Raw genomic sequence first — 12,248 nt, 5'->3', positions numbered from 1 at the left:
CTCGAACGCATACCGCATGGCCCTCCACGGCGACCTCTTCAGCTACCCGCTTCCCGAGTTCCTTCAATGGTTGGACAGCTCCCGCAAGACGGGCACGCTCCAGCTCTCCTGGGAGGCCGGCGAGCGGAAGCTCTTCCTGCTCTCCGGCCAGGTGGGGGCCACCGCCTCCGAGGGGCTGCGCGGCCGCGTGGCCCGGCTGCTCGCGCTGGCGAAGCTGGCCTCGGGCACCAAGGTGCTCGCCTCCTTCGATGAGCTGTCGCGCACGCCCGACGTGGACGCCGCCTTCGATGTGCATGGCATCCAGGCCCGGTGGATTCGCGACCTCGGCCGCGAGGAGCTGTTCGCGGCGATGACGGACTTGACGATTGCAGGGCGCGGCACGTTCCACTGGACGGAGGACGCGGATCGCTCGGGTGAGGACTGGGTGCCGTCGGACATGGGCATCCGCGAGCTGCTCTTCGAGTCCTTGCGCTGGGTGGATGAGCAGCCGGACGTGGACAAGGCGCTGCCCATCGACGCGCTCAGCGTGCGCGCGCTGGCGCCGCCGAGCCCCAGCCAGCCGCTGATGCACCGAATCATCCTGGGGCTGTGCGCCACGCCGCAGAACCTGGGGCGGCTGCGGCTGTCGATGGGCGTGTCGCGCTCGTCGGTGACGCGGCGGGTGTACGAGCTGCTCCGCTCGAAGCTGGTGGAGGTGGAGGGCGCGCCGCAGGTGGAGGCGGACCCGGTGGCGGAGATGCTGGAGAAGGGCGCGGTGCTGATGCGCGAGGGCCAGTACGACGCGGCGGGCATCGTCTGCGCGTCCCTGCTCGCGAGCGACCCCGCGGACCGGCGTGTGCGCGAGTTCGCCCGGCTGGTGCAGCGCGAGCACGTGGCCGCGCTCTACTCGGACATGCCGCCGCTCCTGATTCCCGTCGTCGTGCACGACCCTCAGGGCATGGCGTTGCTCAAGCCCGAGGAGCGGCAGATCGCGGGCCTGGTGAGCGGGACGTGGGATGTGTCCACCATCGTCCTGGCCAGCCCCTCGCGGGAGCTGGAGACGCTCAAGACGCTGGCGAAGCTGCTCCGGATGGGGCTGCTCCAGCTCACCGCCCCTCGCTGAAGAGGGGCGGCGGGGCGCGGCCTACTCCGACGCGGGCAGGCCCACCGCGTTGAGCCGCGCGAAGGACTGCATCAGCACGTAGAGCGCGAAGGCCGCGTCGTCCACGCGCAGGTGCGACTGGGTGGAGAGGCCCTGCACGCGCAGCAGGTCCGCGCCATCCATCCGCAGCAGGAACGCCTGCTGCGCCAGCGTGCCCTCACCCGCGTACGCCAGCGCGCGCCGGATGGCGTCCGTGCACGCGGTGACGCAGGTGGAGTAGTTGCCCGCCATGAACGCGGCCTCGGCGGCGCGCGCGTGGTCGAACAAGTCCCCCGGCGCCAGCGCGCTCGCGGCGCCCAGCAGCTTGGGGCCCGCGGGCTGGGCCACCACGGCCGGAGCCATGACGGCGGGCGCCACGGGCGGCGGCGTCACCGGCTCCACGCGGGGCGGAGGGGCGATGGCGGGGAACGAGCCCGACGGCCGATGCGGCACGGGCGTGTTGGGGATCACCGCCATCGCGGGAGCGTGGCCGCCGGACATCGCCACGGGGGGCGCGGACGGGGGCTGGCGGTGCTGCAGGTGCTGGGCGAGCTGGGCCTCCAGGCCCGCGGGCTGAGCGCCGCCGGCGGGCGCCACGGGGCGGGGCGGCGGGACGATGCGCTTGGCGCGCAGGTCCTTGATGACCAGCCGGGTGATCGCCTTGAGCGTGTCGAGCACGCCCCGGCCGTTGGTGGCCGCGGTCTCGAAGTCGGGCACGCCGCGCGGGTTGAGCTCCTGGCGCAGCTGCTCCACGGGCAGCACGTGGTCCAGGTCGCGCTTGTTCCACTGCATCACCAGCGGGAAGCGGTCCAACCGGATGCCGTGCTCGAAGAGGTTCTCCTCCAGGTTCGCCAGCGACTCGCGGTTGGCGTCCATGGCCTCCGGCTGCGAGTCCGCCACGAAGACGACGCCGTCGGCGCCCTGGAGCACCAGCTTCCGGGTCGCGTTGTAGAAGACCTGGCCGGGCACGGTGTACAGCGCCAGCCGCACCGAGCAGTCCCCGACGCGCTCCACCTTCACGGGGAGGAAGTCGAAGAAGAGGGTCCGGTCCCCCTCGGTGGCGATGGACATCATCTCGCCCCGGTGCGCGGGCCGGACGGTTTCGTAGATCTTCCGCAGCGAGGTCGTCTTCCCGGACAAGCCAGGTCCATAGAAGACGATTTTGGCGGCCACCTCGCGGGCCATCAGGTTCACGCTGCTCACGGTGTCAGCTTTCCTAGAACGACTCGACGCTTCGCGCCAGTTGCGGACGGGACATTCGCGGGGGTTCCCACGAGGTACTCGGCGGCCAGCAGGGCGAACAAGGCCGCTTCCTTCGCGCCTTCTGGAAATCCAAGGCTATCAAGCCGGCGCACGGGGAGGGGAGCCAGTCGCGCTTCGAGCCGCGCCATCAACCGGGGATTCCGTGTACCGCCCCCGGAGACGTACATCGCCTCCAGGTCCGGCGCTCGGGGAAAAACCCAGGTTTCGTAGGCGCGCGCGGTGCTCTCCACAGTGAGCTCCAACGCGGTGGCCAGCAGGTCATTCGCCCGGTCCGGGTGAATCGTCCAGAGCCGCTCCACCAGTGCGTCTCCGTAGCGCTCACGTCCGGTGCTCTTCGGAGGCGGCCGGGCGAGGAAGTCGTCGGTGAGCAGCTCCTCGAGCAGCTCTGGAATCACCCGGCCCTGGCCGGAGAGCGTCCCGTCCAGGTCACATGCGAGGCGGTTGTGCGTCGCGCGCCGGGCCAGGCCGTCCAGCACCATGTTCCCGGGGCCGGTGTCGAAGGCGAAGGTGTCGTCCAGGAGGGGCCCGACGACGGACACGTTGGCGATGCCGCCCAGGTTCTGGAGCGCGCGCGGGGCCTGGAGCCCGCGGAAGGCCACCCAGTCGAAGTAGGGCACCAGCGGCGCGCCGTGGCCCCCGGCGGCCACGTCCCGGGTGCGGAAGTCGCTGACGACGGGCAGGCCCGTCAGCTCGGCGATGACGGACGGCTCGCCGATCTGCAGGGTGGAGGGCACCTCGGTGGTGCCCGGGGGATGGTGGGCCATCGTCTGGCCGTGGGAGCCGATGGCGGCCACGTCCGAGCGCGCCACGCCCGCCTGCTCCATCACCTGGAGCGCGGCGCGGGCGAAGTACTCCCCCAGCTCGAAGTCGAGCCGGCTGAGCGAGTGCGCGTCCTGGGGCCCCAGCATCCGCGCCACCACGTCCGGAGGGAAGGGCGCCGAGACGTGGGACAACAGCCGCAGCCGCGCGCCGCCGCCCGTTCCAGTCACTTCGCACAGCGCGGCCTCCACCGCGTCCGCGCTGGTGCCGGACAAAAGCCCGATGCACAGGCGCGGGCGCTCGGAATCGGAGAGGGGAGGCGGAAGGCGCATGCCTCCAAGTCTAAGGTCCGGTCCCCACACGCCGCTTTCGGGGAGCGGGCAGGCGGGCGGCCGATGCGTGCTCGCCCTTACGTCCGGAGCGGCCGAGCGCGCGCAAGCCGTTCTCCTCCAGACGCTTCCGGGCCTCCCGGGCGCCCAGGCCCGTGAAGGCCATGGCCACCGCGACCCGCACCTCGCCCCGGGCCTTCGCGAGCAGCGCCTCCGCGTCCTCGCCGGGAAGCCCGGTCAGCTCGGCCACCATGCGCGCGGCGCGGGCCCGCAGCTTCGCGTTGACGGGGCGCATGCCCACCATCCGTCCCCGGTACACCCGGCCCAGCGCCACGAAGGCCGCGGTGGTGATGGCATTCAGGAGGAGCTTCGTCGCAGTGCCGGCCTTCAGCCGCGTGGAGCCCGCCACCAGCTCCGGCCCCGTGCGCGCCAGCACCAGCGTGTCCACGTCCGCGCGAGTGCCAGGCGGGTTGCAGCACACCAGCACCGTGTGGGCGCCTCGCCGCTTCGCCTCGCGCAGCGCGCCGCGGACATAGGGAGTGGAAGCACTCGCGGAGATGCCGCAGACGACATCCCGGGGGCTCGCGGCGAAGTCCGCCACGTCCCGGACGCCCGCCTCGACGTCGTCCTCGGCGCCCTCCACGGCGTGCGTCATCGCCCGGCGTCCACCCGCGATGCGGGCCTGGACCTGGGTGGGGGCGCTGCCGAAGGTCGGAGGACACTCGCTGGCGTCGAGGACGCCGAGACGTCCACTCGTGCCAGCGCCGATGTAGAGGAGCCGTCCGCCCGCCCGCAACGCAGCCACGACGGCGGTCGCGGCTCGGGCGACAGCGGGCAGCGCGGGGCGAACCGCACGGACGGCGACAACGTCCTCGTCATGTAACCGGCGGACGACCGACCCGAGAGAAAGCAGATCCAGGCCGTCCGCGCGGGGGTGAAGCCGCTCGGTGGGAGGGAGTTTCGTGAATGAAGCGCGAGAGGAACCCACCCCCGAGCGCCAGACTTCAAGCTGCCTTGGTCACCTTGCCCGCTTTGATGCAGCGGGTGCAGGCCAGAACGCGCTCCGTGCGACCCTCGACGCTGGCCCGAATCTTCTGGAGGTTCGGGAGGGTCCGCTTCTTGGTCTTGTTGTTCGCGTGGCTGACGTTGTTGCCGACGAGCGGACGCTTGCCACAGATGTCACACTTCCACGCCATGACCTCTAACTCCTTGAAAACTGGGGCGTTGGACGCCTGCCGATTAAAGAGCGGCGGAACCTGCCAGAAAGCCGCTTGGAAATCCAGCCTTTCAGCCGTTTTGGATCAGCCCTTGAGCGGATCCTTCTTCTTCAACATGTCCTGGACGAGCCTGGCGGCGCGGACGCCCGCGAGCAGCTCGCCCTCCAGGCCCAGGCCCGGGAGCACCTCGCGGCCCGCGAGCAGCAGGTTCTTCACCGGGGTGCGCTGGGGCAAACCGGTGACGCCCAGGAAGGCTTCAGACTCGAAGCTGTAGAGGGGATGGGGCATCAGCCGCGTCCCTCGGGAGCCGCTGGCGTCCAGGTAGGGGACCGAGCGAAGCAGGCGGTGGGGCGCGGTGAAGGGCATCAGCGCGTCGAGCTGCGCGTCGATGCGCACGGCCAGCCCCTGCAGGTGCTCGTCGCCCAGCTCCCGCGCGGACGCCGGGACGAAGACGCCGGCGCAGACCACGCGCACGCCCTCCACGTCCTTGCCCTCCTTGCCGCCCGAGGCGGTGGTGCGCGCCGGGTGGAGCTGCAGCAGCATGGGGCCCAGCTCCGCGTCCTGCGTGTCCACGAGCGTCAGCTCCCCCATGCCCCGGGGGAGCGCGGACTCGGGCACCACCCAGTTGACGGTGAAGAGCAGGGACTTCGTGGTGGACTGGTCCAGGTGCTCGAGCAGGCCGCGGTGGTGCTTCTTGTCCGTCACCAGCCTGCGCAGCGCGCCGGAGTCGGTGGCGGCGACGAGGCAGGAGGCGCGGTAGAGCGTGTCCGAGCGCACCAGCTTCACGCCCGCGAACTTGCTGCCGTCGAAGGACAGCTCATCGACGATGAAGCCCGAGGGGCTGTCGCGGCCGAGCACGTCTCCGCCCAGCTCCGCCAGGCGCCGCGTGAGCAGCTCTCGCAGGCCGTCGTGGCCGCCCTGGAAGGAGGAGGGGGCCGACAGCACCTGGGACAGGGGCCGGGTGAGCGCCAGGGACGACTCGGGCTTGTCCAGGTGGTTGATGAAGGGGCGCAGCCCGCGGAGCAACGCGGCCGCGGGGGTGTCCGAGGTCAGCCGGGGCGCGCTCTCCAGGCCGGGGTGGGCCTTGATGAGCTTCTTGAGCCCCCAGCCCTCGAAGAACCCGTCCGGGGGCAGGGCGGGCTGGGCCTTGAAGAAGGCATCGCTCGCCTCGTGCTGGGCGGTGGTTCCGGCCAGGGCGCCCAGGAGCGCCTCGCCCTCTTCGCCCAGCTCGCGCGTCACCTCGGCCTTGCGGCGGGCGGCGTCGGCGTGCAGGTCCATGCGGTTCCTGGGCAGGACCAGTTGGAGCTCGGGCGTGTGGGGGCGCAGCGCGCGCTGCACGGTGGTGGTGAGGCCCAGCTCGGTGAGGGCCTCTTCCACCGCGGGCATGGCCTTGAGCGGGGGCGCGACGAAGGGCGCGTAGGGGAGCACGTAGCCGCCGTGCTCGTAGCCCGGGCCCATGCCGTCGTGCTCGACCCAGAGGACGCGGTGGCTGCGCTTGGCCAGCAGCGCCGCGGCGAGCGCGCCACCGAGCTGGCTGCCCAGCACGATGACGTCGTACACGTGCCGCGACGGGCCCGAGGGAAGCTTGAGTTTGGCTGCGGACGTCATGCGGCGCGCAACACTACACAACGTCCTCCCGGCTGGCTCCCTTTTGACGAGGCAAGAGGGTGGGTGCTCGCAGCCCTCAGGCGCCCGCGCCGAAGAGGCGGGCCTCCAGCTCGGGCGGGAAGGTGGTGAAGTCCGGGAGCGTCCAGAGGGCGCCGGCCTGGCGCAGCTGGACGGCCGTCGTCGTGGTGGTGATGCCCACCACCGGCATGCCCGCGTCCCGGGCGGACATGACGCCGAGGATGGCGTCCTCGAAGGCGAGGCACTCGGAAGGGTCCACGCCCAGCCCGCGCGCGGCGGCCAGGAAGATGTCCGGGAAGGGCTTGCCCCGGGAGACCTCCTCGGCGCCGACGATGCGCTGGAAGACGGGGCGCAGGCCCAGGCCGTCGATGACCAGCGCGCGGTTGCCTTCCGGCGCGGCGGTGGCGATGGCCATGGGGATGCCCGCCGCGCGCAGTCGGGACAGGAGCGCCTCCGCGCCGCGGTGCAGCCGCAGGTGGGGCCGGTAGAGGGTGCGGTAGTGGCCCTCCTTCTCGTCGGCCAGGCGCTGGAGCTCCTCCGCGTCCAGGGCGCGGCCGAGGAGCTCGGGGAGGATTTCTTCGTTCTTCCGGCCCGCGAAGCGCGTCTGGAAGTCCTCGGCGGTGAGCGACAGGCCGAGCTTGCGCGCGAGCGCCACCCACGCCTGGTTGTGGAACACCATGTTGTCGACGAGGGTGCCGTCCATGTCGAAGACGGCGGCTCGGAGGGGCGCGTCGGAAGGTGTCATGGTTTCCCACCCATAGCGCGGCTTTGGAGCGGTGAGCGGCCGAATCGTGCGCGCCTGCTCGGGAGGACTGATATTCGGGCCTCACATGAGCGACGGCGTGCGGACAGAGATGCGAGGCGCGGTGGGGGTGGTGACGTTGGACCGGCCCAAGGCGCTCAATGCGTTGAATCTGGAGATGTGCCGGCGGCTGCTGCCCCAGCTGGAGGCCTGGCGTGCGGACCCCGCGGTGAAGGCCGTGGTCGTCCGGGGAGCGGGCGGGCGGGCCTTCTGCGCGGGTGGGGACGTGCGCGCCGTGGCGGCTTCCCAGGCGGAGCCCCGACCGGCCGGCGCGGAGCGATTGTCGCGGGAGTTCTTCCGCGCCGAGTACACGCTGAACCACCTCATCCACCACTTCGGCAAGCCGTACATCTCGCTCGTGGACGGCATCTGCATGGGTGGCGGGCTGGGCCTGTCCATCCATGGGGCGTACCGCGTCGTCACCGAGAAGCTGGTGCTGGCGATGCCGGAGACGGGGATTGGCCTGTTCCCGGACGTGGGCGGAGGCTGGTTCCTGCCGCGCTTCCCGGGCGAGTCGGGGACGTACCTGGGCCTGACGGGCGCGCGGTGCGGCGCGGCGGACGCGATGTGGCTCGGGTACGGGACGCACTTCGTGGAGTCGGCGCGGCTGGAGACGGTGCTGGAGGCGCTGGTGGGCGCGGCGTGGGCCGAGGGCCTGGCGAGCGCGGTGGTGGAGCGGGTGCTGAAGGACTTCCACGCGGACGCGGGGACGTCGGTGCTGGCCACGCAGCACGTGGCGATGGACCGGTGCTTCGCGGCGGAGCGGGTGGAGGACATCCAGCAGGCGCTGGAGGCGGAAGGGACGGCGTGGGCGCAGGAGACGTGGGCCACGCTCGTGCGCATGTGCCCCACGAGCCTGAAGGTGACGCTGCGACAGCTGCGCATGGGCCGCACGCGCGACTACGACGAGATGCTGTCGGTGGAGTACCGGCTGAGCCAGTCCATGACGGCGCGGGCCGACTTCCGCGAGGGCATCCGCGCGGTGCTGGTGGACAAGGACCACAAGCCGCGCTGGCACCCGGGAACGCTGAGCGACGTCTCCGAGGCGGACGTGGAGGCGTGCTTCGCGTCCTCGGAGGGGGATGAGCTGGTGCTGTCGCGAAGCTGAGCGCTCAAGCCCGCTCCAGGGCCTGCTTCAGGAAGTCGATGCAGGCCTCCGGCGACTCCTCGTGGGGCCAGTGGCCCGCGTCGGGGAGCGTGTCCACGGTGGCGTGAGGCCAGGCCTTCCGGAACCGCTCCAGGACCACGGGCGGGAAGGCGGCGTCGCGCAGGCCCCAGATGAAGTGGATGGGCGTCTTCGCGAACCGCTCACGCCGCTCCCAGAGGGACTGGAAGAAGGGCGTGGAGGCGCTGAGGCTCTTGGCGAGGGCCCAGAGCACGCGCTCGCGTGAGTCGGCGTCCGGGAACGCGGAGGTGTACTGGTTCCACACCTTCGCGGGACGCGGGCCCTTGCCCCAGGCCGACTTGGCGATGATGAAGGACAGGTTCAGGTTCCGGTACATCCAGCGGAAGAGCCCGCCCCCTGCCATTCGCGCGCCCCGGGCGAGCGAGGGCTCGTCGATGAAGGGCCAGGCGATGGTGTTGATGAGCACCACGCGCTCGATGCGCTCCGGATGGGAGAGCGCGAAGTCGAGCGAGATGGGGCCGCCGAAGTCGTGGGCCACCAGGGTGAAGCGGGGCAGGTTCAGCGCCTCGATGAGCGCGGCGAAGCGGCGCGCGTGGGCCTCGGGCGAGTAGTCCGCGTCCGGAGGCCGGGGCGACAGGCCGAAGCCCAGGTGGTCCACCGCGATGCAGCGGTTCGTGGCGGAGCAGGCGCGGATGAGCGCGCGCCACTCGAAGGACCAGGTGGGCGTTCCATGCACGAAGACGATGGGCGGCCCCTGGCCCGCGTCCACCACGGACAGCCCCGCCACCTCACGCACGCTGAAGGGAAACGCCTCTCGGTCGACCCATGCGGGAACTTGCATGGCAGATAGTCAATGGTTCTTGACCAATAAAGTCAAGTACACTTGACTGGATGAAGAGGAAGGACGCGCTCGAGGACGTGAAGAAGCTTCAGGCCAGCAGCCTGGGTTACGTGCTCATCCGATGTGGGCAGTTGTTCAACGAGTTGGGGATGCAGGCGGTCAACAGCGAGGCCGGCTATCCCATGATGCGCGAGGTGCACGCGCGCATCCTCCCGTACCTGGAGAATCCGGACGGCGTGCGAATCACCGAGCTCGCGCGCAGCCTGGGGGTGACGAAGCAGGCGGTGCAGCCCGTCATCGCGGAGCTCGCGGAGTTCGGCGCGGTGCGGATTGAACCGGACCCCGATGACGCCCGCGCGAGGCGGGTCCTCCTGACGGAGAAGGGCATCGCGGCCATGCGGCACGGGACGACGAAGCTGGTGGAGATCGACCGACGCGTGGCGAAGCGCCTGGGCGCGGAGGAGACGCGGGAGCTGCACGGGCTGTTGACCCGGCTGCTCGAGGTGCTCAAGGCGCAGGATTGAGGCGCGTGGCATGCTCCTCGTGAATGGGGGCCGTGATGCCTGGCGGCGGCGAACGAGAGGGCCTCGTTGCCGACGTCGGTGGCGCGGACCCGCTGGGCCAGTCTCGGCGTCGGGATGCGCGCACGGAGCCGACAGCCGCGCCTCGTCAGGCGATGTGAGGGCTCGCAGCCGGGCTTCGGTGGCGCGAGCCTCGCCAGTGAAGCCGGTGGGTGCCCTCCGGAGGTTGCTGGCTACAGCTCTTCGTCGCTGACGACGGTGATGTCCTCGGCGCGAAGCAGGGCCGTGGTGATGCCTTCTCCCGAGCGCAGCACTCCGGACTCGTAGACGCGCTGGCTCCCGCAGGAGGGGCTCTTCTCCTTGAGCAGCGCGACCGTCACGTCGAAGCGTCGCGCGGCCTCGAGCGCGAGCTGGGCTCCCCGCTGGAAGTCCTCGGTGCGGTCCGTTCTCGCCTCGCGTTCCACCGCGCGAGCCTGTCCCGCCCAGACGTCGACGCCCGTGCCGCCTCGCAGGTCGACGGGAGGACGAGGGATGGGGAGCCCCGAGGCGACCTCGGGACAGATGGGCACGACCGCCTTGCCCTCGAGGGCCGCGAGCACTCGCTCCGAGCGCTGCGAGCGGCCGTCATAGCGGCACGCTTCGCCCAGGAGGCACGCGCTCACCATCACCACGGGGGCCTCGCGAAGGGCCGCGCGGCGCGCTTCCTGGGACGGAACCTCGCGTGCACGTTCGTGACAGCCCGCGCTCGCGGAGTGGGCCACGCCGCCCCCGTCCGTCTGTTCCTGGCGCGGACCGTCGGCGTCACCATCCACCGAGGCAGCGAGGCGCGTACCGGCCCGCGCGTCCTCACGCTTCACTTCGTCGCCCCAGGGCTGCGCAGGGCCAGCTCGCCCATGGTCGGCGCCGCGGCCACCCGCGTCCTCACCCCATCCAGCGTCACCTGTCCCGTCACCGCGAGCCGCACGGCGAACGGATACAGCCGATGCTCCTCGACGAGGATGCGCGCGCTCAGGCTCTTCTCGTCATCGTCCGGCAGCACCGGCACCGCGGCCTGTCCGATGATGGGCCCCGTGTCCGTGCCCGCGTCCACGAAGTGCACCGTGCACCCGGCCACCTTCACGCCCCGCTCCAGCGCCTGCCGCTGCGCATGCAGCCCGGGGAACGACGGCAGCAGGGAAGGGTGGATGTTCAGCACCCTCCCGGCGAACCGGCCCAGGAAGTCCGCGCTGAGCAGCCGCATGAACCCCGCCAGGCACACCCACTGCACGCCCGCCGCGCCCAGCGCCTCGAGAATCGCCGCCTCGAACGCGGCCTTGCTCGCATGCGCCTTGTGGTCCACCACCACCGCCGGGACGCCCGCGGCCCGCGCCCGCTCCAGCGCATGGGCCGTGGGCACGTTCGACACCACGCAGGCCACCTCGGCCGGGAAGTCCTCGCGCGCGCACGCGTCGAGCAACGCCTGCAGGTTGCTCCCGCCGCCGCTGACGAGCACGCCCAGCCGGACCCGCGCTGTGCTCATGGCTCGATGACCGCCGTGGCCTCGCCCGAGCCCGCCTCCACCCGGCCCACCTCGGACGCCTCCACGCCGCGCGCGCGCAGCACCTCGAGCGCCTGCGCCACGTCCTCCTTCGCCACCACCACGATGAGGCCCAGGCCCATGTTGAACGTGCTGAACATCTCGTCGCGCGCCACGCTCCCCAGCTTCGCGATGAGGTCGAAGATGGGCGGCTTCACCCAGGACTTCTCGCTCAGCACCGCGCGCGTCCCGTCCGGCAGGCACCGGGGCAGGTTGCCCGGGATGCCGCTGCCGGTGATGTGCGCCATGCCCTTCACCTTCACCGCCTGCGTCAGCGCCAGCGCGTCCTTCACGTAGATGCGCGTGGGCTCCAGCAGCGCGTCACCCAACGAGCGGCCCAGCCCCTCGGGCGTCGCGTCCAGCGCGAGCTTCGCGTTCTCCAGCAGCACCTTGCGCGCCAGCGAGTAGCCGTTGCTGTGCAGCCCCGACGACGTCAACCCGATGAGCGCGTCCCCGGGCTTCACGCTCTTGCCGTCGATGATGGCCGAGCGCTCCACCACGCCGACGCAGAAGCCCGCCAGGTCGTACTCGCCCCGCGCGTAGAAGCCCGGCATCTCCGCCGTCTCGCCGCCGAGCAGTGTGCACCCGGCCTGCTCGCAGCCCTGGGCGATTCCCTTCACCACCTCCGCCGCCGCGTCCACCTCCAGGCGGCCCGTGGCGAAGTAGTCCAGGAAGAACAGCGGCTCCGCGCCGCACGTGAGGATGTCGTTCACCGACATCGCCACCAGGTCGATGCCCACCGTGCCGTGCCGGCCCGCGGTGAAGGCCACCTTCAGCTTGGTGCCCACCCCGTCCGTGCCCGCCACCAGCACCGGCTCGCGGTACTTGCCGGGCGGCAGCGCGAACAACCCCCCGAAGCCGCCGACTCCCGCGACGACCTCCGGACGCATCGTGCGCGCGGCGTAGGGCTTGATTCGGTCGACAAACGCGTCGCCGGCCTCGATGTCCACTCCGGAGTCTTTGTAGGTCGTTCCCACGGGCGGCCTTCTATCCACCCCCGCGCCGGTTGTCTCGGACTCCGAAACCCCGGTGTCGGGTTTGCGGCGAGCCCGGACGCACGGTGTGTCC

General features: G+C 71.5%; 13 protein-coding genes. 3 read left to right on the top strand and 10 right to left on the bottom strand.

Annotated features, from left to right (window positions below; translation table 11 throughout):
* The first annotated feature begins 16 nt into the window (after positions 1-16).
* Positions 17-1,102 (top strand): DUF4388 domain-containing protein, encoded by a 1,086-nt coding sequence (locus tag K8625_RS13880; protein ID WP_223782984.1) that lies wholly within the window; start codon positions 17-19, stop codon positions 1,100-1,102.
* Between the two features lie 21 nt (positions 1,103-1,123).
* Here K8625_RS13880 and K8625_RS13875 read toward each other — a convergent pair whose 3' ends face one another.
* The 6 genes from K8625_RS13875 to K8625_RS13850 form a co-directional block, all read right to left on the bottom strand.
* Positions 1,124-2,323 (bottom strand): ATP/GTP-binding protein, encoded by a 1,200-nt coding sequence (locus K8625_RS13875; RefSeq protein ID WP_141332904.1) that lies wholly within the window; start codon positions 2,321-2,323, stop codon positions 1,124-1,126.
* The gene (locus K8625_RS13870; RefSeq protein WP_223782983.1) at positions 2,320-3,474 is read right to left on the bottom strand and encodes an anhydro-N-acetylmuramic acid kinase; all 1,155 of its coding nucleotides are present in this window, start codon (positions 3,472-3,474) and stop codon (positions 2,320-2,322) included. Before K8625_RS13870 ends, K8625_RS13875 begins: the two co-directional genes overlap by 4 nt.
* A 10-nt stretch (positions 3,475-3,484) precedes the next feature.
* Entirely contained in the window at positions 3,485-4,459 is a 975-nt protein-coding gene (locus tag K8625_RS13865) for an N-acetylmuramic acid 6-phosphate etherase (protein WP_223782982.1), read from the bottom strand.
* Positions 4,460-4,475: 16 nt separating this feature from the next.
* Entirely contained in the window at positions 4,476-4,667 is a 192-nt protein-coding gene (rpmB, locus tag K8625_RS13860) for a 50S ribosomal protein L28 (protein ID WP_043403428.1), read from the bottom strand.
* 105 nt (positions 4,668-4,772) lie between these two features.
* Entirely contained in the window at positions 4,773-6,296 is a 1,524-nt protein-coding gene (locus K8625_RS13855) for an NAD(P)-binding protein (protein ID WP_223746800.1), read from the bottom strand.
* A gap of 76 nt (positions 6,297-6,372) precedes the next feature.
* On the bottom strand, positions 6,373-7,059 hold the full coding sequence (locus K8625_RS13850; protein WP_223782981.1) for an HAD family phosphatase: 687 nt from the start codon (positions 7,057-7,059) through the stop codon (positions 6,373-6,375).
* 85 nt (positions 7,060-7,144) lie between these two features.
* On the opposite strand from K8625_RS13850, the gene K8625_RS13845 reads away from it, so the two are divergent.
* Complete coding sequence (locus tag K8625_RS13845) at positions 7,145-8,224, top strand: enoyl-CoA hydratase/isomerase family protein (protein WP_223782980.1); 1,080 nt, start codon at positions 7,145-7,147, stop codon at positions 8,222-8,224.
* Between the two features lie 4 nt (positions 8,225-8,228).
* Here the strand turns inward: K8625_RS13845 and K8625_RS13840 are convergent, their stop codons facing one another.
* Positions 8,229-9,083 carry an alpha/beta fold hydrolase gene (locus tag K8625_RS13840; protein WP_223782979.1) on the bottom strand — a complete coding sequence of 285 codons (855 nt, stop codon included), beginning with the start codon at positions 9,081-9,083 and terminating at the stop codon, positions 8,229-8,231.
* A gap of 50 nt (positions 9,084-9,133) precedes the next feature.
* Here K8625_RS13840 and K8625_RS13835 point away from each other — a divergent pair, with 50 nt between their 5' ends.
* Positions 9,134-9,607, top strand: coding sequence for a MarR family winged helix-turn-helix transcriptional regulator (locus K8625_RS13835; RefSeq protein WP_223746804.1), 474 nt, complete (start codon positions 9,134-9,136; stop codon positions 9,605-9,607).
* A 230-nt stretch (positions 9,608-9,837) separates the two neighbouring features.
* On the opposite strand, the gene K8625_RS13830 is transcribed toward K8625_RS13835, so the two are convergent.
* Genes K8625_RS13830 through purM form a run of 3 tightly spaced genes read right to left on the bottom strand, consistent with a single transcriptional unit; the run spans position 9,838 to position 12,157 of the window.
* The gene (locus K8625_RS13830; protein ID WP_223782978.1) at positions 9,838-10,461 is read right to left on the bottom strand and encodes a DUF523 domain-containing protein; all 624 of its coding nucleotides are present in this window, start codon (positions 10,459-10,461) and stop codon (positions 9,838-9,840) included.
* Positions 10,458-11,123, bottom strand: coding sequence for a phosphoribosylglycinamide formyltransferase (gene purN, locus K8625_RS13825; RefSeq protein WP_223782977.1), 666 nt, complete (start codon positions 11,121-11,123; stop codon positions 10,458-10,460). The genes K8625_RS13830 and purN overlap by 4 nt, the downstream gene beginning before the upstream one ends.
* Positions 11,120-12,157, bottom strand: a complete 1,038-nt coding sequence (gene purM / locus K8625_RS13820) for a phosphoribosylformylglycinamidine cyclo-ligase (protein WP_223782976.1) — start codon at positions 12,155-12,157, stop codon at positions 11,120-11,122. Before purM ends, purN begins: the two co-directional genes overlap by 4 nt.
* Between the last annotated feature and the right edge of the window lie 91 nt (positions 12,158-12,248).

This window comes from Myxococcus sp. AS-1-15 (genome assembly GCF_020037055.1).
Lineage (GTDB): Bacteria > Myxococcota > Myxococcia > Myxococcales > Myxococcaceae > Myxococcus > Myxococcus fulvus.
The sequence above is the reverse complement of the archived record's forward strand: the minus strand, read 5'-3'. Positions and strand labels throughout refer to the sequence as shown.

Excerpts from the sequence above, each read along its gene's own strand:
- K8625_RS13880 (WP_223782984.1), top strand. The coding sequence starts at position 17 with ATGGCCCTCCACGGCGACCTCTTCAGCTACCCGCTTCCCGAGTTCCTT.
- K8625_RS13870 (WP_223782983.1), bottom strand. The coding sequence starts at position 3,474 with ATGCGCCTTCCGCCTCCCCTCTCCGATTCCGAGCGCCCGCGCCTGTGC.
- rpmB (WP_043403428.1), bottom strand. The coding sequence starts at position 4,667 with ATGGCGTGGAAGTGTGACATCTGTGGCAAGCGTCCGCTCGTCGGCAAC.
- K8625_RS13855 (WP_223746800.1), bottom strand. The coding sequence starts at position 6,296 with ATGACGTCCGCAGCCAAACTCAAGCTTCCCTCGGGCCCGTCGCGGCAC.
- K8625_RS13850 (WP_223782981.1), bottom strand. The coding sequence starts at position 7,059 with ATGACACCTTCCGACGCGCCCCTCCGAGCCGCCGTCTTCGACATGGAC.
- K8625_RS13845 (WP_223782980.1), top strand. The coding sequence starts at position 7,145 with ATGAGCGACGGCGTGCGGACAGAGATGCGAGGCGCGGTGGGGGTGGTG.
- K8625_RS13840 (WP_223782979.1), bottom strand. The coding sequence starts at position 9,083 with ATGCAAGTTCCCGCATGGGTCGACCGAGAGGCGTTTCCCTTCAGCGTG.
- K8625_RS13835 (WP_223746804.1), top strand. The coding sequence starts at position 9,134 with ATGAAGAGGAAGGACGCGCTCGAGGACGTGAAGAAGCTTCAGGCCAGC.
- purN (WP_223782977.1), bottom strand. The coding sequence starts at position 11,123 with ATGAGCACAGCGCGGGTCCGGCTGGGCGTGCTCGTCAGCGGCGGCGGG.